Source organism: Clostridium isatidis, assembly GCF_002285495.1.
GTDB classification, from domain to species: domain Bacteria; phylum Bacillota; class Clostridia; order Clostridiales; family Clostridiaceae; genus Clostridium; species Clostridium isatidis.
In genome coordinates this window covers 1679085-1702577 of the sequence record NZ_CP016786.1, presented here as the reverse complement: position 1 = coordinate 1702577, position 23493 = coordinate 1679085, and the positions used below count along the sequence as shown (strand labels likewise).

23 protein-coding genes are annotated in these 23493 nt (G+C 29.3%); all 23 read left to right on the top strand.

Annotation, left to right across the window (positions count from 1 at the left end; translation table 11 throughout):
* Nucleotides 1-93: 93 nt before the first annotated feature.
* The 23 genes from BEN51_RS08035 to gpmI all read left to right on the top strand — a co-directional run bounded on the left by BEN51_RS08035 (nt 94) and on the right by gpmI (nt 23275).
* Complete coding sequence (locus tag BEN51_RS08035) at nt 94-987, top strand: YegS/Rv2252/BmrU family lipid kinase (protein WP_119865551.1); 894 nt, start codon at nt 94-96, stop codon at nt 985-987.
* Between the two features lie 248 nt (nt 988-1235).
* On the top strand, nt 1236-1685 hold the full coding sequence (locus tag BEN51_RS08030; protein ID WP_236906194.1) for a hypothetical protein: 450 nt from the start codon (nt 1236-1238) through the stop codon (nt 1683-1685).
* Nucleotides 1686-1965: 280 nt separating this feature from the next.
* Nucleotides 1966-3225, top strand: a complete 1260-nt coding sequence (locus BEN51_RS08025; RefSeq protein ID WP_119865549.1) for a magnesium transporter — start codon at nt 1966-1968, stop codon at nt 3223-3225.
* Nucleotides 3226-3302: 77 nt separating this feature from the next.
* Nucleotides 3303-4211, top strand: coding sequence for a cysteine synthase A (gene cysK, locus BEN51_RS08020; protein ID WP_119865548.1), 909 nt, complete (start codon nt 3303-3305; stop codon nt 4209-4211).
* 17 nt (nt 4212-4228) lie between these two features.
* Nucleotides 4229-4813: a serine O-acetyltransferase EpsC gene (gene epsC, locus BEN51_RS08015; RefSeq protein WP_119865547.1), complete on the top strand. Its 585-nt coding sequence runs from the start codon at nt 4229-4231 to the stop codon at nt 4811-4813.
* A gap of 8 nt (nt 4814-4821) precedes the next feature.
* Nucleotides 4822-5808: a tRNA epoxyqueuosine(34) reductase QueG gene (gene queG, locus BEN51_RS08010; protein WP_119865546.1), complete on the top strand. Its 987-nt coding sequence runs from the start codon at nt 4822-4824 to the stop codon at nt 5806-5808.
* A gap of 35 nt (nt 5809-5843) precedes the next feature.
* Nucleotides 5844-6548: a lysophospholipid acyltransferase family protein gene (locus BEN51_RS08005; RefSeq protein ID WP_119865545.1), complete on the top strand. Its 705-nt coding sequence runs from the start codon at nt 5844-5846 to the stop codon at nt 6546-6548.
* Nucleotides 6549-6557: 9 nt separating this feature from the next.
* Complete coding sequence (nth, locus tag BEN51_RS08000; RefSeq protein ID WP_119865544.1) at nt 6558-7193, top strand: endonuclease III; 636 nt, start codon at nt 6558-6560, stop codon at nt 7191-7193.
* A gap of 203 nt (nt 7194-7396) precedes the next feature.
* Nucleotides 7397-8293, top strand: coding sequence for a D-alanine--D-alanine ligase (locus tag BEN51_RS07995; protein WP_119865543.1), 897 nt, complete (start codon nt 7397-7399; stop codon nt 8291-8293).
* Between the two features lie 127 nt (nt 8294-8420).
* A complete protein-coding gene (locus BEN51_RS07990) occupies nt 8421-8738 on the top strand; it encodes a hypothetical protein (protein WP_119865542.1) in 318 nt (105 codons plus the stop codon).
* A 59-nt stretch (nt 8739-8797) separates the two neighbouring features.
* Nucleotides 8798-9121, top strand: coding sequence for a hypothetical protein (locus BEN51_RS07985; protein ID WP_119865541.1), 324 nt, complete (start codon nt 8798-8800; stop codon nt 9119-9121).
* Nucleotides 9122-9301: 180 nt separating this feature from the next.
* The gene (locus tag BEN51_RS07980) at nt 9302-10015 is read left to right on the top strand and encodes a response regulator transcription factor (protein ID WP_119865540.1); all 714 of its coding nucleotides are present in this window, start codon (nt 9302-9304) and stop codon (nt 10013-10015) included.
* Nucleotides 10005-11558, top strand: a complete 1554-nt coding sequence (locus tag BEN51_RS07975) for a sensor histidine kinase (RefSeq protein WP_119865539.1) — start codon at nt 10005-10007, stop codon at nt 11556-11558. Before BEN51_RS07980 ends, BEN51_RS07975 begins: the two co-directional genes overlap by 11 nt.
* Before the next feature lie 63 nt (nt 11559-11621).
* Nucleotides 11622-12563, top strand: coding sequence for a glycoside hydrolase family 25 protein (locus BEN51_RS07970; RefSeq protein ID WP_119865538.1), 942 nt, complete (start codon nt 11622-11624; stop codon nt 12561-12563).
* A 462-nt stretch (nt 12564-13025) separates the two neighbouring features.
* Nucleotides 13026-13859 (top strand): HAD family hydrolase, encoded by an 834-nt coding sequence (locus BEN51_RS07965; RefSeq protein WP_119865537.1) that lies wholly within the window; start codon nt 13026-13028, stop codon nt 13857-13859.
* Nucleotides 13860-14047: 188 nt separating this feature from the next.
* Complete coding sequence (locus BEN51_RS07960; protein WP_119865536.1) at nt 14048-14509, top strand: tRNA (cytidine(34)-2'-O)-methyltransferase; 462 nt, start codon at nt 14048-14050, stop codon at nt 14507-14509.
* Between the two features lie 21 nt (nt 14510-14530).
* Complete coding sequence (locus tag BEN51_RS07955; RefSeq protein ID WP_119865535.1) at nt 14531-15367, top strand: DegV family protein; 837 nt, start codon at nt 14531-14533, stop codon at nt 15365-15367.
* A gap of 237 nt (nt 15368-15604) precedes the next feature.
* Entirely contained in the window at nt 15605-16990 is a 1386-nt protein-coding gene (rpoN, locus tag BEN51_RS07950; RefSeq protein ID WP_119865534.1) for an RNA polymerase factor sigma-54, read from the top strand.
* 177 nt (nt 16991-17167) lie between these two features.
* Nucleotides 17168-18205: a sugar-binding transcriptional regulator gene (locus BEN51_RS07945; RefSeq protein ID WP_119865533.1), complete on the top strand. Its 1038-nt coding sequence runs from the start codon at nt 17168-17170 to the stop codon at nt 18203-18205.
* A 55-nt stretch (nt 18206-18260) separates the two neighbouring features.
* Nucleotides 18261-19262, top strand: a complete 1002-nt coding sequence (gene gap / locus BEN51_RS07940) for a type I glyceraldehyde-3-phosphate dehydrogenase (protein ID WP_119865532.1) — start codon at nt 18261-18263, stop codon at nt 19260-19262.
* 124 nt (nt 19263-19386) lie between these two features.
* A complete protein-coding gene (locus BEN51_RS07935) occupies nt 19387-20565 on the top strand; it encodes a phosphoglycerate kinase (protein WP_119865531.1) in 1179 nt (392 codons plus the stop codon).
* A 167-nt stretch (nt 20566-20732) separates the two neighbouring features.
* Nucleotides 20733-21479 (top strand): triose-phosphate isomerase, encoded by a 747-nt coding sequence (gene tpiA, locus BEN51_RS07930; protein WP_119865530.1) that lies wholly within the window; start codon nt 20733-20735, stop codon nt 21477-21479.
* 269 nt (nt 21480-21748) lie between these two features.
* Nucleotides 21749-23275, top strand: coding sequence for a 2,3-bisphosphoglycerate-independent phosphoglycerate mutase (gene gpmI, locus BEN51_RS07925; RefSeq protein ID WP_119865529.1), 1527 nt, complete (start codon nt 21749-21751; stop codon nt 23273-23275).
* Nucleotides 23276-23493: the final 218 nt, after the last annotated feature.

Sequence of the window (23493 nt, the reverse complement as noted above, 5' to 3'; positions counted from 1 at the left end):
TTTATCTGGTAAATATAGTATTATACTATTATATATCAATTTATGTATTTGAACTATTAAATATTAATAATTTAAGTAAATTAGGAGGAAAAAGTGAAAAAGGTAAAGTTTATATATAATCCTTATGCAGGAGAAAATGTAATTTTAGATAATTTAGATTTAGTAATAAAGCTTCATCAAGAGGCAGGGTATACTGTTGTACCTTATAGAATTGATAGTGGAGCTGATGTTATTGAAGCTTTTATGGATTTTAAGGAAGTAAATTATAGTTATATTTTAATTGCTGGTGGAGATGGAACTATAGATAATGTTGTTAATGCCATGACTAAGGCTGGAGTTTCAGTACCAATAGGAATCCTGCCAGTAGGAACAGCAAATGATTTTGGAAAATTTTTAGGAATGCCTTCTAACATAGAAGCAGCCTGCAGGCAAATATTATCTTCAGAGGTAACTGCTGTTGACTTAGGCTGTATTAATGAGAAGTATTTTGTTAATGTAGCAAGTACAGGCTTATTTACAGATGTATCTCAAAAGACAGATATTAATTTAAAAAATACAATTGGTAAGCTTGCATATTATCTTAAAGGCTTAGAGGAACTTCCTAACTTTAGAAAATTATATATAAAAATAAAATCTAAAGAGATGGAATATGAAGGTTATATGTATTTTATGCTTGTATTTAATGGGCAGACAGCCGGTAATTTTAAGTTAGCAACAAGAGCAGATGCTACAGATGGAAAGTTAGATGTAATTATATTTAAGGCTGTATCAATAATGGAGTTAATTCCTCTATTTGTAAAAGTATTAAGGGGAGAACACTTAGATTCAGATAATGTAATATATTTTAAAACAGATGAACTTTATATTGAATGTGAAGAAGGAATTTTAACTGATATAGATGGTGAGAAAGGACCAGATTTTCCATTAAGCATTAAATGTAAAAGAAGAGCTTTAAAAGTTTTAGGTATGAAAGAAAAAGAAGAATAAATAGGAAATTGTAGTAATAAATATAATTAGAAACAAGTTTTGAGTAGGAGTAATAATTGTTAGAATTTAGCTATCTATGCTTTCTGTTATTTTTATTAATATTTGTTTTTTATATAGGTAAAAGTAATTTAACATTATCACCTAAGAAAATAAAAAAATATATATCTATATTATTGCTGCCATTAATTCTTAAATATTGCGTGTTACTAATCAGCTTTTTTATAGAAAAGCAACAGTTTATGTATTATTTGAAGTATTTTCATTATATAAACTACTTTAGTATACCTTTAGCTATTATTGTATCTTTATATATTTATTTAAGAAATGAAAAAATAAAGTTTAGTCATATGTATATATTTGTTGCAATCTTTGGGATTGTTTATTTATTCATAATAAGTAATTATTTCTTTAATATCAAGGTTGATTCATCTTTTGGTTATATAATACTTATTACAGATGGAATAGTACCTAATTTAATATATCTTATAATTATTGCATCATCTTTTATATATACTTTAATTAACCATGATAAACCTTATAGCAATAGGATAGGTATAAGATTTTTGTTAATGGCTCTAATGCTTTATTTAGTTGAATATATATTACATTTAGGTGGTATAATGTTATATCCTTATCCAATAATAGGTGAAGGGTTAGTGCTTTTCATTTTGCTTAGAGCAATTAATACCTTTAATTAATGCACAATGAGGAATGTTTTACATTTTATAGAAAATATGCTCAGCCTTTGGCAGGGCATATTTTTTTCGTGAAAAATGTTGCCTTTTAATATTACTTTAATATAATATATTAGTGGAGAGAATTGATAAATAAATATTTATAGATTCAAGGGGTGAAATTAAAATGGAGGGTGTCCCTCAGCTGGATAAGTTAAAATTGAATAAGCTTTTAGGGGATGCGGCTTTATTATAATTATGCCTAGGAAAATAGTCTGCTCCCCTAAAAAAAGGAGGAGTAGATATGAAGAAACTATCAGTATTCCTATATACTACTATTTTAGGAAAGAAAATGTACGATGAGTTCGATGAAGTATTAGGAGAACTTAAGGACATTTATGTTACTACTGATGAAGGCTATCCAAGAGTCATTGGATATAAGGTAAAAAGAGATGGTTCAACTTTTCACTATGAGTTCCGTAGTATTAATTTTTATCAACAGGATAATAAGGTAAAGATAGTTACAAGAGGAAGTAAGGAAATACTACCAAGAACATACTCTTATCTTTTATCAGAAAATTTACTTGATAAAAAGATCGTAGATATTAACGGAAAAAGAGTGGTAAGAGTTGATGATTTAAGAATTGCTGAAATTGCAGGAGAGTATAGGGTAATAGCAGTTGAAACCGGTCCTCACGCAAGATTTAGAAGATTAAATTGTGAAAGGCTGGGTAAATTTATTTATAAGCTTCTAAGAAAAGAATATGACGATAGAGTTCTAATGTGGGATGATGTTGAATCTTTAGAAATGGTTAATAAAAATAACCTTCAAATATCAGTACCTTATAAAAAGTTATCAACACTTCACCCAGCAGATCTAGCAGATATTTTAGAAAACTTAGATACAATTTCTAGAAAACAAATTATTGAAGCTTTAGATGAAGATTTAGCTGCAGATACTTTAGAACAAATTGAACCAGAATATAAAGGTACAATTATTAAGGAACTTAGTGAAACAAAGGCAGCTGAACTTCTTGAAAATATGCCAAATGATGAAATAGCAGATGTACTAGATGAGTTAAATGATGACGAAAGAGAAAAAATACTTATTAACTTAGAGAAGGAAGATGCAGAAGAAGTTAAAGAACTTTTAAGTTATAAAGAAGAAACTGTGGGTAGTATAATGAGTACTGACTATATTTCATTTAACTTGGATATAACTGTAGGGGAAATATTAGATATTCTTAGAGAATTAGAAGATGTTGAAGAGGATGAATTATATAGAATATATATAACAGATGAAGAAGAAAGAGTTCTAGGTGCAATTAATCCAGGAGATTTAATTCTAAATAAAGATGATGTAAAAATTATAGATATTATGGAAGAAAATATCGATACCATAAGGTATGATGTTGATATTAAAGAGGCGATAGAGAAAATTGCTAAATATGATTTGTTATCAATACCAGTTGTCGATGAGGAGAATAAGCTGATAGGAACAGTAAACAGCGTTGATTTAATAGATGAGGTATTGTACCCTATGTGGAAAAAAAAGATGAGATAGGAAATTTTAACTTCATCTCTATATTTGAGGGATGAAGTTTTTTAATATCTTCTCTTAAAATTCATAAGGAGGAAGTTATGATATATAATGGAGCTTTAGAGTTAATAGGAAACACACCTATTCTAAAATTGAATAACTTAGTAGAAGAGGATTCCGCAGAAGTTTATGTAAAATTAGAAAAATTTAATCCAGGCGGTAGTGTAAAGGATAGAGCGGCATTAGGTATGATTGAAAGAGCTGAAAAGGAAGGTTTATTAAAAGCTGGGTCAACAATAGTAGAGCCGACAAGTGGAAATATGGGAATTGCCCTTGCAATGATTGGAAAGCTTAAGGGATATAAGGTAGTAATTATTATGCCGGACAGCATGAGTAAAGAAAGACGTGATTTAATTAAGGCTTATGGGGCAGAATTAATATTAACAGATGGTGCTCTAGGAATGAATGGATCAATAAAAATGGCTAATGAGCTTGCAAAAAAAGATGGCTATTTTATGCCACAGCAATTTGAAAATTTAGCTAATCCAGAAAAACACTTTGAAACGACAGCTGAAGAAATTTATTTAGATTTAAAGGATATAGATGTTTTTATTGCAGGAGTTGGAACAGGAGGAACAGTTACTGGTGTAGGGAAAAAGCTTAAGGAGAAGATAAATAACCTTAAAGTTATTGCAGTTGAACCAGAAAATTCGCCAGTTTTAAGCGGAGGAAGGGCAGGAGCTCATAAAATTCAAGGTTTAGGTTCAGGTTTTGTTCCAGAGATATATGATGATAAAGTTGTAGATGAAATAAGAACAGTATCAGATGAAGATGCATTAAGGTTTACAAAGATCTTTGCTGAAAAAGAAGGAGTTTTGGTTGGAATATCTTCAGGTGCTGTAATTTATACAGCATTAAAAGTAGCTAAGGAATTGGGAAAAGGAAAAAAGGTTTTAGTAATTGCACCTGATGGTGGAGAAAAATATATTTCTATGGGAATTTTTGATTAAAATTAAGGGGGAATGATATGTTTAAAAATTTAATGTATGATTTAAACAGAATACTTGAGGTTGACCCAGCAGCAAGAAATAAGCTTGAAGTATTTTTATTATATCCATCTGTTCATGCTCTTTTAGCTTATAGAATTGCTCATTTCTTACATGAGCATAGATGCTTCTTTTTAGCAAGATTAATATCTCAATTAGCAAGATTTTTTACAGGTATAGAAATTCACCCGGGTGCTAAAATAGGAAGAGGTTTATTTATAGATCATGGTATGGGGGTTGTAATTGGAGAAACTTCTGAAATTGGTGATAATGTAACAATATATCATGGTGTAACCTTAGGAGGAACGGGCAAAGAAAAAGGAAAAAGGCATCCAACTGTAGAAGATGATGTAATCATCGGAGCTGGCGCTAAAATTCTTGGACCAATAATATTAAGAAAAGGATCAAAGGTTGGAGCAAATACTGTTGTATTAAAGGAAGTTCCTGAAAACGGAACAGTTGTTGGATGTGCAGGAAGAAATATAGTTAGAAGCAAAAGTGAAATAATTGAAGTAATTGATGAGAACGGAAAAGTTAAAACAATATATAATAATATGACTATATAGAGGTTAATATGATAAAAGAAGATATAATAAATTTTTGTAATTCATTAGGTCTTGACACTTTAGGCTTTATAAAGTGTAGAAAATTTATTGAAATGAAAGATTATCTGTTAGAAAGAAAAGCTAAAGGTCTTCAAAATGAGTTTGAAGAAGATGATATAGAAAAAAGAATAAATCCATTTCTATATATGGAGGAGGGAAAGACTATTATTTCTATAGCTTTCCCTTATCTTCATGATGTGGAATATTATGATAATGGTTTTTCTGTATATACAAGGGGAATGGATTATCATAAAGTTGTTAAAAGTTATTTAGGCAAGATATGTGAATATATAGAAAGTTTAGGTGGAAAAGCAGCAGCTTTTGTTGATAATAATTTTTTACCTGAAAGATATATAGCATATTTGGCTGGAGTAGGCTTTATAGGAAAAAATAATTTGATTATTACTAAGAAGTACGGATCCTTTGTATTTTTAGGAGAAATAATTACAGATTTAGAAATAGAAAGTGATGAAAAAAGAAGCTTTAAAGATATTGAAAAATTTGAAGAATGCGGTGAATGTACAAATTGTTATAAAAAATGTCCGACTAAAGCTATTAATCCTTATAGAAAAAATAGTAATATATGTTTATCTTATCTTACTCAAAAAAAGGAGCTTGAAGATAAGCATATAAAATTATTAGATGGAAGAGTTTTTGGATGCGACAGCTGTCAAAAACCTTGTCCTTATAATGAGAATATAGCATATTCACCTATAAAAGAATTCTATCCTTATGATTTTATGAATAGTGATAATACTGAAGAATTAGCAGCTATAGGCAATAGTGGCTTTAAGGAAAGTTTCTTAAAAACTTCCTGTGGCTGGAGAGGAAAAAATGTCTTAAAAAGGAATGCTATAATAAGGTTAAGCAGGAATAAAGATATAAGTAAAATAAAGTCAGATTCACCATATTTAAAAGGGTATATCAATAGACTTTTAAAAAATAATGAAATATAATTGTTACATATAGGAATTAAAAAAGGGGGATATGTATGTTATCACCAACATTCGTTAAAGTAGTAAATATGATGCCAGAAGCATTAATACTTAAAATTACAAAAATTATTGTAAATAGATATTTAAAAAAATACGCTAACATAAAAATAGAAGGCTTAGAAAATATAGATAAGGCAGAGGGAGCTAAAATATTTATATGCAACCATTTAAGTAATTCTGATGGCTTAGTATTAAATAAGCTGTTAAAAGAAAAGTATGATCCAACCTTTGTTGCAGGAATAAAACTAAGCAATGATCCTATAACTAATCTTGGAGTAAAAATGGTAAAAACTATTAATATTAAGCCCAATTCAGCAGATAAAGAAGCTATTACAAGTATTGTTAAGCTTGTAAAAAGTGGAGAAAACTTAGTTATCTTCCCTGAAGGAACTAGAAGCAGAACAGGAGCAATGATTGAAGGAAAGAAAGGCATCCTTCTAATAGCAAGGCTGACAAAGGCAGCAATAATTCCTATGGGGATGACAGGAACAGAGAAATTACTCCCTATAGCTAAAGATGGTGATATGGGTGGAGAAAAATTTAATTATGCTGATGTAAATATAAAGATTGGTGAACCTATATCATTGCCTGCAAAAAATAAAGATGAAGATAAGCATGATTATGATGAAAGATGTATGAATTATATTATGAAGTCAATTGCTAACTTGCTTCCAGAAGAATATAGAGGAGTTTATAAATAGGGTGATTTTATGAAAAAAAGAACTAAAGAAATATTAGAAATTCTAAAAGAGGATTATCCAGATGCAAAATGTGAGCTTAATCATGAATCTCCATTTCAATTGTTAGTTGCAACAATACTCTCGGCTCAAACTACTGATAAAAAGGTAAATGAAGTAACAGAAACATTATTTAAGGAATACCCTGATTTAGATGCCTTTTTAACTTTAACAGTGGAAGAGCTGGAAAGCAAAATAAAGCAAATAGGTCTTTATAGAAATAAAGCTAAAAATATAATAATGATGTGTCAGCAGTTAAAGGAGAAGTATAATGGAGAAGTTCCAAGGACTATGGAAGGAATTACTTCTCTAGCTGGGGCAGGAAGAAAAACAGCTAATGTTGTTTTATCAAATGCCTTTGGAGTTCCATCTATTGCTGTAGATACCCATGTATTTAGAGTTTCCAATAGATTAGGTCTTGCCAATTCAGACAATGTTTTAGAAACAGAAATGCAGCTTCGCAAGGAACTTCCAAAGAAAGAGTGGTCTTTAGCACATCATTTGCTTATATTTCATGGAAGGTACTGTTGTATAGCAAGAAAACCTAAATGCTCACAATGTAGACTTACACAATATTGTAAATATTATAAAGAAACCATTAAAAAATAAAAAGTGCCTAGCACTTTTTATTAGGTTACAGTGTAAAGTGAATTGCAAAAAATTGTTTACAATCTTTTGCAATCTGGTGTGTGTAAAATTATATAAACTGATACTTTTAATCTAATCAGTTAGGAAATATAATAAGAGCAGGTAATTTTTTTATTGATTAAAAATATATTATTAAAAATAAGTTTAATTAGTGGAGGACTATAATGAAAGTTGGAGTATTGATGGGGGGAATATCTTCTGAAAGAGAAGTATCCCTTAATAGTGGAAAATCCATTATGGAGCATATAAATAAAGAGAAGTATGAAGTTGTGCCTGTTGTAATAGACAAAAAAGAAGACGTAATTGAGAAAGTAAAGGGATTAGATTTTGCTCTGCTTGCATTACATGGGAAGTTTGGAGAAGATGGAACAGTTCAGTCAGTATTACAAACTTTAGATATACCATATTCAGGTTGTGGTCCTTTAAGTAGTGCATTATGTATGGATAAAGATTTAACTAAAACTGTTTTAAAAGCTAAAGGTATTAGAACTGCAAAATGGATAAATGTTAGTTCTGTAGAAGAAATAGATTATGAAGCAATAGAAGAAATGGGATATCCAGTTTTCGTAAAGCCTACTAATGGAGGTTCTAGTGTTGCAACTTTTAAAATATACAAAAAAGAAGACGTTGAAGCTGCTGTATTAGAGGGGCTTAAATGGGATAAGGAAGTTTTAATTGAAGAATTTATTAAAGGTGATGAAATTACTTGTCCAGTATTTAATAATGAATTATTCCCGATTCTTGCAATTAAATCAAATACAGATTTTTATGATTATGAGCAAAAATATTCAGCAAATGGTGCTCAGCATTATCCAATTCAATTAGAAGAAAAGATATATGAGGAAGTAAAAAAGATGGCCTTAGAAACCTATAAGGCTTTAAAATGTTCAGTATATGCAAGAATAGATATGATACTAACAGAAGAAGGAGTTCCTTATGTATTAGAAGTAAATACTTTACCAGGAATGACTTCAACAAGTCTTTTCCCGCAAAGTGCAGGAGAAAAGGGAATAAGTTACTCAGAATTTATAGATTTAATAATAAAAACATCAATGAAATAAAAAACTACCCTTGTTTATGAGCAAGGGTAGTTTTTTTAAATTAATATTTTTAAAAATCAGCCAAAAATTATTTGTGTATAATTAAAAAATTATAAATACATAATAATTAGGAAAGGTGGTAGTTATAATGAAAAAAATAATTTCTGCAATTATGATTTGTTTATCTTTTAATTTTAATATAGCAAAGGCACCTCAAATTACTAGCAATGTATTAACAGAAGGGGTATACAATGTAGGAGATATAATTAATGCATTAGGAGACGTAAAATTTATACAGAATATTTCACCTAATAACACCGTTTTTTTTTCTCTTTTAGATGATAATAGAGCTGCAATTGAATCAATAATAATGAAACCAGGCTCTGGGAAATTCTTGTTAACAGAATTAAAACCTAGTTATAAGCTTGTAATATTAGGTGACGGTGAGGCCTTTTTATCTAGATAAAATTATTTAATATAGTACAAACATTTTAAAAGATTTAATTAATTTAGAGGTGAATTAATATGAAAAAGCTTATAAGCACTTTATTTATTTTTTTATTATTATCTTGTAATGTAATTAGTGCATTTAGCGATAATCTTGTACAGCCATTAACTGAAGGAGTGTATAGAGTAGGCGATTTTATTATTCCTTTAGAGGAAATAAATTTTGTTCAAAATACTTCTGAGAAAGAAATTGTTTATTTTACTGTTGTTGATGAAAATAATGCTGTAGTTCAGTCAATAAGATTGGAACCAAATTCTGAAAAATTTAAGGTTGCTCCATTAAAACCAGGTCATAGAATAATAATTGTTGATTATGGAACAGTGGTGCTATCAAAGGAATAATTGATTAAACATAAATATCATGAGCTGTCTTTGACAGTTCTTTTTTATTAATATTAAGGTATTTTTAAGAATTTATATTTATTAATATTAAGGTCTAGAGATTAAAATAAATTATAAATTAGAACACATTAATAATTTTATGGTATATTAAAATTATTATGTATAGTTGAGGTGTTTATTTTGAAGGAAGAAGTTATTTTAATTGTTGATGATGAAAAGGAAATAAGGGAATTAATAGATATCTATTTAAAGGGAGAGGGATACAAAACTTTAAAAGCTGAAGATGGAGAAGAAGCCTTAGAAATACTTAAAAAAAATGAGGTTGATTTAATCATTTTAGATATTATGATGCCAAAGCTAAATGGTATAGAAGCCTGCTTAAAAATAAGAGAAGAAAGAGAAATGCCTATAATAATGCTTTCGGCAAAGTCTCAGGATATTGATAAAATATTAGGTTTAAATACTGGTGCAGATGATTATTTAACAAAGCCCTTCAATCCTCTTGAACTTGTGGCAAGAGTTAAATCCCAGCTTAGAAGATATAAGAGATTTAATAATAGTCAAAAAAATGACACTAACAAAGAAAATAAAATTGATAGTCTAGAAATTGAGGACCTTGTAATTAATCTAGAAACTCATGAGGTCTTTAAAGATGGAATAGAAATTAAATTAACTCCAACAGAATTTGATATACTTGTTTTACTAGCTAAAAATAGGGGAAAGGTTTTTAGCATAGAAAATATATATAATAGTGTTTGGAAGCAGGAATTTATGCAGTCAGACAATACTGTAATGGTTCATATAAGAAAGATTAGAGAAAAAATAGAAGATGATTCTAGAAATCCAAAGTTTATAAAAACTGTTTGGGGGGTAGGCTACAAAATTGATAAGTAAAAAGGAAGAAAAAAAGCGTAAGAGTATTTTTACTTGGCCTTTTAGATTATTTTTAAAGATAAGCAAAAAGTTTTTTAATTCACCCCTTGGATTAAGATTAAGAAATATAATCTTATTAATATATTCTAAAATAGAAGAAAGTATAAGATTTGAGCTTGTTGTAGTCTTTGGAATTTGTTTTTTGATATCAAGTATATTTTACAGCTTTGCTAATAGGATGCTGGCTAAAGATGAGACTATAAGTAATATAGAGTACAATATAGAAGAAATCAGGCAAAATGCTTTGTATTTGTCTCAAAGATTAAATGGAGATTTTGATGAAGAAATAAAAAGCATAGAAGAAAAGGATAAAATATTCTCTATTTTAAATGAATATAATAATGGGAATACAAAAATTTATATTACTGATTTAGATGGAACCATTAAATTTAAGGTTAATGGTGATGTTCACGATAAAATAGATATTTATAGTGTAATTAATAAGGTAAATAAACAAGAAGATTATTCAAGTGAGAAGGTATTCTTATATCCTTTAAAAATAGGGGAAGATAGATTATATCTTTTTTATTATGAAATACCGACCCCTTATATTACCTATGAATATTATGTAAATACAAATTCCTTTCTAGCTTTATTTTTATCAGTCATAATATTTATAGCAATTTTCATTATTATAACAAATAAAAAGATGAAGTACATTGAAGAAATTGAATCTGGACTTAGAATAATTTCAAGTGGAGATTTATCTTATAGAATAGAGACAAAGGGAAAAGATGAAATTAAAAATTTAGCTGAAAATATTAATAATATGGCTGAAGAAGTTCAAAGAAGAATAGAAGCAGAAAGAAGGTCTGAAAGAACAAAAAATGAATTAATAACAAATGTTTCTCACGATTTAAGAACTCCCTTAACCTCTATAATGGGATATATAGGACTTATAAAAGAGGGGAAATACGAAAATGAAAAAGTAATGAAGGATTATTTAAATATAGCTTTTAACAAATCAACTCAACTTAAAAATCTAATTGAAGATTTATTTGAATATACAAAGCTAAGTAATAGAGCAGTTACTTTAGAGACAAGAAAAGTAAACATTGTTGAATTCTTATCTCAAATTATAGAAGAATATATTTATGTTTTTGAAGAAAATAATTTAGAAATCGAAACTAAATTTCAAGACAGTAACTCCTTAGTTGATATAGATCCTAGTAAGATGGTTAGAGTTTTCGAAAATCTATTATCTAATGCAATTAAATATTCCTTTAAACCAGGAAAAATTAGTATATTAACTTATGAAAAAGCAAATCATGTTATTATTAAGGTTAATAATAAAGGTGAAAATATTTCAAAGGAAAAGCTAAGTAAGATATTTGATAGATTTTATAGAGTTGATGAAGCAAGAAACTCTAATGTAAAGGGCAGCGGCCTTGGTTTAGCAATAGCAAAAAATATTGTTGAATTACATGAAGGTGAAATTTGGGCTGAATGTGAAAATAATGATATAAATTTTTATGTGAAGTTAAAATTATTTGAATACAAATAATAGTAACAATTAGGGTTCTATTTAATAAATTAATAAAGAGATTATTATTTTCTTGGAGGAAAAATGCAAAATAGAAACCCAAATAGTAGATTTGGAATAGATATTAATGAGTACACACAAGATGTAAACTTCACAACACTAGCAAGAACTATAGACTTTTTGTATTTAAGAGCTTCGGGATCAGCCACAGGCAGATTTAGAGTTGATAGAAAATTCCTTGAATTTGCAAGGCAAGCAAGAAACTTTGGAATACCTGTTGGAGCATACCATTATGGTGTACCTTCCTATGATTTAAATACTGCAGATTCTCAATGTGATGATTTTATAAATATATTGCAGGAAGGCTTTGGTGCAAGAAATTATGGAGATTTATTCCCAGTATTAGATATTGAAACACCAATAGAGCCAAAGATGAATACAGATACATTAATTAATTGGGTACTTAGATTTAAAGAAAGATTTGAAAGAAGAACAAGAAGAAGGTTAATGTTATATACAGGTGTTTTCTTTGTAGAATTATATAATAACTTTACAACTTCTAAAGGAACTCAACCTCTTAAAACAATGCCTTTATGGATAGCTATGTACACAGCAATTCCATCAAATCCACCATTTCCACCAGATGTGGGAGGCTGGACACGTTGGAGAATTTGGCAGTATAGTGAATCAGCAACAGTAGCTGGTGTATCAAATCCCGTTGATGCAAACTGGGGACCTGATAATATAGATTACTTAAGGCAGCCAAGGCAAGTAAGCGGTCTAAATGCATTTATTAGTGGTGATACTTTAATAGTTTATTGGGATAAGAATCCAGATGTTGACCTTCTTGGATATAATATATTCCAAAATGGATCTTGGATTGGTACTGTAACAGAGAAAGATACAAGTTTTAGAATTAATGTTTCACAATTACCAGCTCCAGTAAATAATAGAAGAATAATTTCAATTGAGGCTTTTGATTATGATGGAGAAACATCTCCAGTAAGAAGCAGCGTACAGTTATAAAAATAATAATTCAAAATGCACAGTTAAGAAGGATTTTCAGGGCTGAAAATCAAAATTTAAAACTATTAACTATTAATTACAAAAAAGAAGATTGATCTCCAATCTTCTTTTTTTAAAGCAAATAATCAGGCATGGTGGTATAACAATATTTCAAGTGCTGTTAGTTATAATCCATTTCAAAGTATTTATTCTGTATTATGGGTAACTATGTGTGTGATAATAACTGCCTTTTTTATTTATTTGTTTAATTATAAGTTTTGTCTTAAGAAATTAAATTTTAAAACAGCCTTATAATTAAATGATAGAAATGAATTTTCATTAATATTTTATAATAATAACATTATAAAAGTAATATTGGTAAAAATATAGATATCATTAATTATAGAAATGTTAAATTTATTGTCGAAGACCTTTTTAGATGATATTATATATATATTATAGAACAAATTGAAGGAGTCTTTTATGAGTTACAAGATGGTTTGTATTGATATGGATGGAACTTTGCTTGGGAAAGGGAAAAAAATATCTACTGTAAATAAAAATTCAATAAAAAGAGTTCATGATAAAGGAATTCAAATTGTAGTTACTACTGGAAGAATATATAATAACGCAGAGTATTTTTCAAACTTTTTAGGAGTAAATTCCCCAGTTATTGCTGCAAATGGTGCAATAGTAAGGGATAAGATAACTAATAAAGTAATATATGAAAATACTATAAGTCTAAATGAATGTCTAAAATTAATTGATTTATTATATGAAATGAAGGTATTTTTTCATTTTTATACTCTTGGAGGGATTTATTCAAGCAGTATAATAACTGAAGTAGGCACAAAAATATACATGACCAAACAAGTTGGATATGAAAATCTTAAAATAAATTATCATGTAATTAAAGATAAGAAGAAATGGAAAGAATTTTTTGAAAAAAATCATAATCAAATAACAAAGTGTATTGCTTTTTCAATTAAACCTGAAAAAATAGCTAAATTAAAAGAAAAATTAAAAGATATAGAAGGAATTGTTTATTTCGGCTCAGGTTCAAGAAGTGTAGAAATAGGTAATAAGGGAGTATCAAAAGGTACTGCAGTTAAGGCTTTAGCAGAATACTATGGAATAAAAAGAGAAGAGATTATGGCTATAGGTGACAATGAAAATGATTTATCAATGATTGAGTATGCAGGATTAGGAGTTGCCATGGGTAATGCTATTGAGCCCCTTAAGGAAATTGCAGATTACATAACTTCTACCAATGTAGATGATGGAGTAGCAAAGGCATTAGATAAATTTATTAAATAGAATTAGTTAAAATTTTAATTAAATAAATGTAAAATAATTCTTTAGCCTTTGACTTAAATAAATAGATATAGTATGATTCTTTATATAGTTATAATAGGGCTGCCTCAACAGCCCTTTTAATGTGAAATATATAAAATAGAATTAAATTTTTTATTGTGCGTTAGCACCTTTACAGGAGGCAAACAAAAGTGAATTTAAATATAGTTTTATATCAACCAGAAATACCATCAAATACAGGAAATATAGCAAGGACTTGTGTATTAACAAACTCAAAACTGCATCTAATTAAGCCCCTTGGCTTTAGTATAGATGATAAAGCAGTAAAAAGAGCAGGATTAGATTACTGGGCAGATTTAAATATTGAAGTACACGAAAGCTATGAGGATTTTTTAAAGAAATATGGAAATGAAAGAATTTATTTAGCAACAACTCATGCTGGAAAGTCTTATCATGAAGTATCTTTTAAAGAAGGGGATTTTATAATGTTTGGAAGGGAAACCTCCGGAGTTCCAGAAGAAGTTCATTTAAGACACGAAGGAATAAGGGTACCTTTAATAGAAACAAGTACTAGAAGTTTAAATCTTTCTAATACTGTGGCGATTGTGGCTTATGAGGCACTAAGACAAATGGATTTTCCTAAAATGAAGTAAGAAAATTTAGGGGGAAGAGGAATGGAAAAAATAAAAATAATTACTGATAGTTGTCTTGATATTCCAGAAGAACTAATACAAAAAAATGATATAGAAGTTATGCCAGTTTTAATAAATTTTGGTGATGAGAGTTACTTAGATAGAGAAGAAATAAATATTAATGATATGCAAGAAAAAATAGAAAAGGAAGGTATCCTTCCAACAACTGCTCAAATTACACCTGCAAGATTTGAAGAAAAATTCAGAGAATATCTAGATCAAGGATATAGAATTGTTGCGGTTTTAATGTCATCAGGTATGAGCGGAACATACAATTCAGCATGTATAGCTAAGGACATGATTGCTTCAGATGATATAATTTTAATAGATAGTCAAGTTATAACATCAGCTCAAGGATTTTTTGTCTTAAAAGCTTGTGAATTAAGAGATAAGGGCTATACTGCAGAAGAAATTAAAGAGATAATAGAAAGATTAATTCCTAAAATGAATGCATCCTTATGTTTTGAGTCTTTAGATAATATAGTTAGAGGTGGAAGAATTTCTAAGGCTGCTGGTGCAATAGGAACAGTATTAGGAATAAAAGTAATTCTAGGCTTTAAAGATGGCATGATGGGTGTAAAAGATAAGGCTAGAGGAAGCAAGAAAGCAATTAAGAAGATAATTAGCGATTATGAATCAAGCAATCCTAATAAAGAGGAACCGGTTATGCTAATTGAAATAGAAAGTCCAGAAATAAAAGCTGAATTAAAAAAATATTTAGATAATAATAATGTAAGATATATAGAGACAACACCTGGATGTGCTGTAGGAATACATTCTGGAAAAGGTGCATGTGGATTATTCTTTTTATCAAATTAAAAATAGCAAAGTACAAAAGCTGATTAATATTAGGAAGGTATTAATCAGCTTTTTTAACTCCAAACTCCAAACTCAGCACTCCAAACTCCACACTCCTAACTCAGCACTTCAAACTCCACACTGTAAAGTTTTGGTATAAGATTTACTTGTAAAACGTTTTCTGAGGTTATATACTAATATTGGGAATAATAAATTATTAATATGGTAAGTGTATCTAAGAAGAATGAGGTGGGCAATATGAAGTTAGATTTTAGCCTAAATATGGTTCAAGAGCAAAAACTAGTTATGACCCAACAAATGCAGCAATCAATAAAGATATTACAAATGTCAACTTATGATTTAAGAGAATATATAGAAAATGAATTTGCTGAAAATCCTATTTTAGAAGAAAATTTTGATTTTATTCAAGATAGCAATAGTTATGTAGATAAAATCAATTATAAAGAAATAATAAAATACTTAGAATCTGATAACTATGGTTATTACAACTATAGTGAATTTAAAGATAAAGAGGAGGATGTTTCTCCTTTTAATTTTATTTGTAAAAAAGAATCTTTAACTGAATACCTGCAAGAACAATTAGTTGAAATAGATGAAGATGAATATAAAAAATCTATTGTATCATACTTTATAGAAAACTTAGATAATAGAGGATATTTGGACATACCTTTAGAAGATATATGCAAAGAATTAAAAATATCTTCTGCTTTGGGAAGGGAAGCTTTAGAAATTCTTCAAGATTTAGAACCCTATGGAATAGGGGCTAGAAATTTAAGTGAATGTTTGAAAATACAACTTAGAAAAATGGGAATGTTAAATGAAAAATTAGAAATAATAATAAATAATCATTTAAATCTTATTGCAGAAAATAAGTTTAATTTAATTGCCAAAATCTTAAAAATTACTCCAAAGGAAGCACAAGATTTAGGTGATATTATAAAAAAATTAGAACCCAAACCATCAAGAGGCTTTTATACTGGTGAAGAAGTAAAGTTTATTATTCCTGATGCAGAAATAAGAAAAATTGACGGACAGTATTTTGTAATAATGAATGAAAATGTATTGCCTAAGCTATCAATCAGTAAAATTTATAAAAATATATTGAATAATGAACAAGATATTTATATGAAAAACTATGTAAAAGAAAAGTTAAATAGTGCTGTCTTTTTAATTAAATGCATAGAACAAAGAAAGAGCACTTTATTAAAAATATTAGAAAATATAGTAGAAAAGCAAAAAGAATACTTTGATAAGGGACAAAAATTCTTAAAGCCAATGACACTAAAAGAAATAGCAGAGGATCTCAATATTCATGAATCAACAGTAAGCAGGGCAATAAAAGATAAATATATTCTTACTAATAAGGGAACATTAAGAATAAAAGATTTATTTTCAAATGGAATAAGTAAAAATACTGCTGAAGGTGGAGATGTAGCAGTAATAAATATAAAAAATATAATTAAAGAAATTATAGATAATGAAGATAAGAGGAAACCACTGTCAGATGAGCAAATATGTACAGAATTAAAGAAAAGAAATTTAAATATATCTAGAAGAACTGTTGCTAAATATAGGGAAGAAATGAATATAAAATCCTCTAGCAAAAGAAAAAGAATAGAATGAATTTTTAAGTGAAATTATGGAATAATGTCATAAATAAACTTCTTCTAGATAAAAAATGAAAAAAATTTAACAAATATTAAGAAAATACTTTAAAATTTAGGTGAAGTGTTTTATAATAATAATCGTGGGACATATAGATTTTATATGGGACCTTTTAAGACCAAAGGAGGGTAAGAAGTGCAGGAAATATTATCCTTGGAGAAAAAAATAGTTCCTGAACTTGTAGAAGTCCTGGAAAAAAGATATTCTATTCTTAGAGCTATATACTATAATCAGCCAATAGGAAGACGTGTGTTAGCTAATGAGCTAAAGCTTGGAGAAAGAGCAGTTAGAAATGAAATAAATTTTCTAAAGGCCCAAAATTTAATAGAAATAAATACTCCAGGGATGACCGTTACTGAAGAAGGAGCTGAAATAGTAGATAAGCTTAAGGATTTCGTTCATAGTCTTAGGGGACTAGCAGACAAAGAACATATAATTAAAACCTTTCTTGGGCTTAGAGATGTAATTATTGTTCCTGGAAATGTAGAAACTGATGATGGAATATTAAAAGACCTAGGTAAAGCAACAGCAAATTATTTAAAAAAAATAATTAAGGATAATGATATAATTGCTTTAACTGGAGGGAATACTATCAGAGAGTTTGTAGAAGCATTTCCACAAATAAATAATGTTTCAAATATTCTTGTAGTTCCTGCAAGAGGAGGTATGGGAAGAAAAGTTGAAACTCAAGCCAGTACCTTGGCTGCATCTTTAGCAAAAAAGATAAAAGGTTCTTATAAACTACTTCATATACCAGAAAATCTAAGTTTAGAACTTCTTGATACTTTATTAAAGGAAAAGGAAATAAGAGAAGTTATAGATGATATCCATAATGCCGATATCTTAATTTATGGTATAGGTAATGCAATAACTATGGCAAAGAAAAGAGATGTTTCTGAAGAAGAAATAAATAAATTAAAATCACTTGGAGCTGTAGGAGAAGCTTTTGGATGTTATTTTAATAAAAATTCTGAAGTAGTTTCAGAAAATACATCAATTGGTATTAATATAAATGAAGCAAAAAAAATTAATACTCATATTGCAGTAGCAGCAGGTGAAAGCAAAGTTGAAGCAATTATGGCTGCGATGATGAATAATAAGAATGCTGTGTTAGTTACAGACGAAGCTGCTGGCAATAAAATAATTCAGGTTATTAATAATCAAACTAAATAAGCTTAAAATTTTTAAAAATTTTAAATATATAACTATTTTTAGGAGGTAATTGCAAATGGTAAATGTAGCAATTAATGGTTTTGGAAGAATAGGAAGACTAGCATTAAGATTAATGATTAACAACCCAGAATTTAACGTGGTTGCAATCAATGACTTAACAGATGCTAAAATGTTAGCTCACTTATTCAAATATGATTCAGCTCAAGGAAGATTCGATGGAGAAATCGAAGTTAAAGAAGGAGCTTTCGTAGTTAACGGAAAAGAAATTAAAGTTACTGCAAATGCTAACCCAGCTGAATTACCATGGAAAGAATTAAACGTAGACATCGTTCTTGAATGTACTGGTTTCTTTGCTTCAAAAGAAAAAGCTTCAGCTCACATTCAAGCAGGAGCTAAGAGAGTTGTTATTTCAGCTCCAGCAGGAAAAGATCTACCAACAGTAGTTTACAATGTTAACCATGAAGTATTAAAGGCTGAAGATACAGTTATTTCAGGTGCTTCTTGTACAACAAACTGCTTAGCACCAATGGCTAAAGTATTAAATGATAACTTTGGATTACAAAAAGGTTTCATGACAACTATTCACGCTTATACTAACGATCAAAATACATTAGATGCTCCACACAGAAAAGGAGATTTAAGAAGAGCTAGAGCTGCTGCTGCTTCAATCATTCCAAACTCAACTGGTGCAGCAAAAGCAATCGGTCTAGTTATTCCAGAATTATCAGGAAAATTAGATGGTGGTGCTCAAAGAGTTCCAACAATCACTGGTTCATTAACTGAATTAGTTTGTACTTTAGATAAGAAAGTAACAGTAGAAGAAATCAACGCTGCTATGAAGGCTGCTGCAAATGAATCATTTGGATATACTGAAGATGAAATAGTTTCAACTGACGTAATCGGAATGTCATTTGGATCACTATTCGATGCTACTCAAACTAAGATTATGGAAGTTAATGGAGAACAACTAGTTAAAGTTGCTGCTTGGTATGATAACGAAATGTCATACACTAACCAATTAATCAGAACTTTAGGATACTTCGCTAACTTAAAGTAATTTAATGTAAATTACATAAACTTAATTTAGTTTATGTTAAAGTAAATAAGTCTGGTTTTGTAGTAATAGGCTATAAAGCCAGACTATTTTTAAAACCTAAAAAATATTGTAGAGGTGAATTTTAATGGGTTTCAATAAAAAGACAATTGAAGATATCGAAGTAAGAGGAAAAAGAGTATTAGTAAGATGTGATTTTAACGTACCACTAAAAGATGGTGTTATTACAGATGAAAACAGATTAAATGGAGCACTTCCAACAATTAAATACTTAATAGATAATGGTGCAAAAGTTATACTTTGTTCACATATAGGTAAAGATGCTTCTAAAACATTAGAACCAGTTGCAAAAAGACTTTCAGAAATGTTAAATAAAGAAGTTGTATTTGCAAGAGACGAAGAAGTTGTTGGAGCTAATGCAAGAGCAGCTGTAGAAAAGATGAATGATGGTGATGTTGTATTATTAGAAAATACAAGATGCAGAAAAGAAGAAACTAAGAACGTTGAAGAATTCTCAAAAGAATTAGCTTCTTTAGCAGATATATTTGTTAATGATGCTTTCGGTACAGCTCATAGAGCTCACTGCTCAACAGTTGGAGTAACTGACTATGTTGATACAGCTGTATGCGGATATTTAATTCAAAAAGAATTAAAATTCTTAGGAGATGCTGTTAACAATCCAGTTAGACCATTTGTTGCTATATTAGGTGGAGCTAAAGTTTCAGATAAAATAGCTGTTATCAATAACTTATTAGATAAAGTTGATACTTTAATAATAGGTGGAGGAATGGCTTATACATTCTTAAAGGCTCAAGGATATGAAATCGGAACTTCTTTAGTTGAAGAAGATAGATTAGACTATGCTTTAGAAATGATTCAAAAGGCTAAAGATAAGGGCGTTAAGTTCTTATTACCAGTAGACCACAGAGTAGCTACTGAATTTAAAGATGTTGAACCTGTAGTTACAGAAGATCAAAACATTCCTGCTGGACACATGGGATTAGATATCGGACCAAAGACAGAAGAATTATATGCAGATGCAATTAAAGATGCTAAGACAGTTGTATGGAACGGACCAATGGGAGTATTCGAATTTGAAAACTTCAATAAAGGTACAATTGCAGTAGCAAAAGCTATGGCAGATGCAGATGCCACTACAGTTATAGGTGGAGGAGATTCAGCTGCAGCTGTTAACATTTTAGGATTTGGAGATAAGATGACTCACATTTCAACAGGTGGTGGAGCTTCTCTAGAATTCTTAGAAGGAAAAGAATTACCAGGAATAGTTGCTTTAAACAATAAGTAAGAAGTAGTGGTAAAAGATAAGACTTATAATTAAGTATTAACAATTAATAAATAAGATTTGCAATTAGCAAGCAGCAATAAATTTAATAATTCAGCTTTGCTGAATTATTACGGAAATTGTGAACTGTTAACTGTAAAATGAGAACTGATATTAAGGGAGGGTTTTTAATGAGAAAACCAATAATAGCTGGAAACTGGAAGATGCATTACACTCCAGCAGAAGCAGTAAAAGTTGTAGAAGAATTAAAACCATTAGTAAAAGATGCTGCATGTGAAGTAGTAGTATGCCCACCTTTTGTTTGCTTAGATGCTGTATTGAAAGCAGTAGAAGGATCAAACATTAAGGTTGCTGCTCAAAATATGCACTTTGAAGAAAAAGGAGCCTTCACAGGAGAAGTTGCTCCAGGAATGCTAGAAGCTATGGGAGTTAGCTATGTTATTTTAGGACATAGCGAAAGAAGAGAATACTTCAATGAAACTGATGAAGCTTTAAATAAGAAAGTTAAAGCAGCTTTTGCTCATAACTTAACTCCAATTCTTTGCTGTGGAGAAACTTTAGAGCAAAGAGAAAATGGAACAACTAACGAAGTAGTTGGAGCTCAAATTAAAGCTGATTTAGAAGGATTATCAAAGGAATTAGCTGAAAAAGTAGTAATAGCTTATGAACCAATTTGGGCAATAGGAACAGGTAAAACTGCTACAAATGAGCAAGCTAATGAAACAATAATGGCTATAAGAAATGTACTAGCCGAAATGTTTGGTAAAGAAGTTGCAGATAAGATTAGAATCCAATATGGTGGATCAGTAAAACCAAATACAATTAAAGACCAAATGGCTATGTCTGATATAGATGGAGCTTTAGTTGGAGGAGCTAGCTTAGTTGCTTCTGATTTTGCACAAATAGTTAACTATTAATAATATAAATAACTCAGGATAATTTATATAAAGATTTTTTCCTGAGTTATTTTATTATGTATTATTTGAGTAAATTAAATGCAATTATTAATTAATTTTTTTATACATAAATAAATTATTATTAATTAATAAAAATTATACACAGAAAAGGTTTAACAAGAAATTGCTTTATTGTGCATATTTTTTAAATATAGTATAATAAGCTTATATAAAAAGAAAGATAATAGTATATATTGTCGAAATTGATTTAAATAAATTTGGAGGTAATTATGGCTAAGAAACCTGTAATGTTAATGATATTAGATGGATTTGGAATTGCTCCAGAATCAGATGGAAATGCTGTAAGAAGAGCTAATACACCAAACTTAGATAGTTTATTTGCAAAATACCCACATACACAATTACAAGCAAGTGGATTATTTGTTGGATTACCTGATGGCCAAATGGGAAACTCAGAAGTTGGTCATTTAAATATAGGTGCTGGTAGAGTAATATACCAAGAATTAACTAGAATAACTAAGGAAATAGAAGAAGGTGGTTTCTTTAAAAATGAAGCTCTAACTCTTGCTATTAATAACGTAAAAGACAATAATAAGTCTTTACATTTAATGGGACTTTTATCTAATGGGGGGGTTCACTCCCACATAGACCATTTAAAGGGCCTATTAAAGTTAGCTAAAGAATCAGGAGTTCAAAATGTTTATGTACATGGCTTCATGGATGGAAGAGATGTGCCACCAACTTCAGGAAAAGAATTTATAATTGAAATTGAAAACTATATGAAGGAAATAGGTTTAGGTAAACTTGCTACTATTTCTGGAAGATACTATGCAATGGATAGAGATAACAGATGGGAAAGAGTGGAACTTGCTTATAATGCAATGGTTCTTGGAAAGGGAGAAGAAGCAAATTCAGCTGTTGAAGCAATAGAAAGATCTTATGCAGATAATAAGACTGACGAGTTTGTTTTACCAACTGTCATCGATAAAAATGGAATGATTAAAGATGGAGATTCAATTATATTCTTCAACTTTAGACCAGATAGAGCTAGAGAAATAACTAGAGCTATAAATGATAAGGAATTTGCAGGATTTAAGAGAGATAGATTAAATCTTACATTTGTTACAATGACTCAATATGATAAGACTTTAGAAGGAGTTCATATAGCTTACAAGCCAGAAAGCATTACAAACACTTTAGGTGAATATGTTTCTAAGCATGGCAAAAATCAATTAAGAATTGCAGAAACAGAAAAATATGCACACGTTACATTCTTCTTCAATGGTGGAGTAGAAAAAGAAAATCCAGGTGAAGATAGAGCATTAATTCCATCACCAAAGGTTGCAACTTATGATTTAAAACCAGAAATGAGTGCTTATGAAGTAACAGATGAATTAATAAATAGATTAGATCAAGATAAGTATGATATGATTATATTAAACTTTGCTAACCCAGATATGGTTGGACATACAGGAGTAGTAGAAGCTGCTATTAAGGCTATAGAAGCAGTAGATGAATGTGTAGGAAAGATTGTAAATAAGGTTCTAGAAAAAGATGGAGATGTATTTATCACTGCAGACCACGGTAATTCAGAAACAATGATAGATTTCTCAACAGGAAATCCATACACAGCTCACACAACTAACCCAGTTCCATTCCTTTGGGCATCAAACCATACAGAGGGTAAGGGATTACACGAAGGAAAACTTGCTGATATAGCACCAACTATCTTAGATAGAATGGGACTTGATGTACCAGCAGAAATGACTGGAAAAACTTTAATTGAGAACAAATAAATTCATTCTCGATGAACAAATTATAATGGATAATTATAGACAGATTCTATTAGAATCTGTCTTTTTTATATATAGCTATTCAGATATATAAATTTGTTTCATAAACAGCAAAGCAGCTAATATATTTTGAAAATCAAAAGATTTGACAATAAAAACAATTAAGTATATAATAAAGAAACAATATGATAATAAAGACTAAGGTAAAAAAATTAAGAAAG

Bases quoted from the DNA above. Each gene is read 5' to 3' on its own strand.
- BEN51_RS07995 (WP_119865543.1), top strand. From the start codon at position 7,397: ATGAAAGTTGGAGTATTGATGGGGGGAATATCTTCTGAAAGAGAAGTA.
- nth (WP_119865544.1), top strand. From the start codon at position 6,558: ATGAAAAAAAGAACTAAAGAAATATTAGAAATTCTAAAAGAGGATTAT.
- gap (WP_119865532.1), top strand. From the start codon at position 18,261: ATGGTAAATGTAGCAATTAATGGTTTTGGAAGAATAGGAAGACTAGCA.
- BEN51_RS07990 (WP_119865542.1), top strand. From the start codon at position 8,421: ATGAAAAAAATAATTTCTGCAATTATGATTTGTTTATCTTTTAATTTT.
- cysK (WP_119865548.1), top strand. From the start codon at position 3,303: ATGATATATAATGGAGCTTTAGAGTTAATAGGAAACACACCTATTCTA.
- BEN51_RS07935 (WP_119865531.1), top strand. From the start codon at position 19,387: ATGGGTTTCAATAAAAAGACAATTGAAGATATCGAAGTAAGAGGAAAA.
- BEN51_RS08025 (WP_119865549.1), top strand. From the start codon at position 1,966: ATGAAGAAACTATCAGTATTCCTATATACTACTATTTTAGGAAAGAAA.
- BEN51_RS07970 (WP_119865538.1), top strand. From the start codon at position 11,622: ATGCAAAATAGAAACCCAAATAGTAGATTTGGAATAGATATTAATGAG.
- epsC (WP_119865547.1), top strand. From the start codon at position 4,229: ATGTTTAAAAATTTAATGTATGATTTAAACAGAATACTTGAGGTTGAC.
- rpoN (WP_119865534.1), top strand. From the start codon at position 15,605: ATGAAGTTAGATTTTAGCCTAAATATGGTTCAAGAGCAAAAACTAGTT.
- gpmI (WP_119865529.1), top strand. From the start codon at position 21,749: ATGGCTAAGAAACCTGTAATGTTAATGATATTAGATGGATTTGGAATT.
- BEN51_RS07955 (WP_119865535.1), top strand. From the start codon at position 14,531: ATGGAAAAAATAAAAATAATTACTGATAGTTGTCTTGATATTCCAGAA.
- BEN51_RS08005 (WP_119865545.1), top strand. From the start codon at position 5,844: ATGTTATCACCAACATTCGTTAAAGTAGTAAATATGATGCCAGAAGCA.
- tpiA (WP_119865530.1), top strand. From the start codon at position 20,733: ATGAGAAAACCAATAATAGCTGGAAACTGGAAGATGCATTACACTCCA.
- BEN51_RS07985 (WP_119865541.1), top strand. From the start codon at position 8,798: ATGAAAAAGCTTATAAGCACTTTATTTATTTTTTTATTATTATCTTGT.
- BEN51_RS07965 (WP_119865537.1), top strand. From the start codon at position 13,026: ATGAGTTACAAGATGGTTTGTATTGATATGGATGGAACTTTGCTTGGG.
- queG (WP_119865546.1), top strand. From the start codon at position 4,822: ATGATAAAAGAAGATATAATAAATTTTTGTAATTCATTAGGTCTTGAC.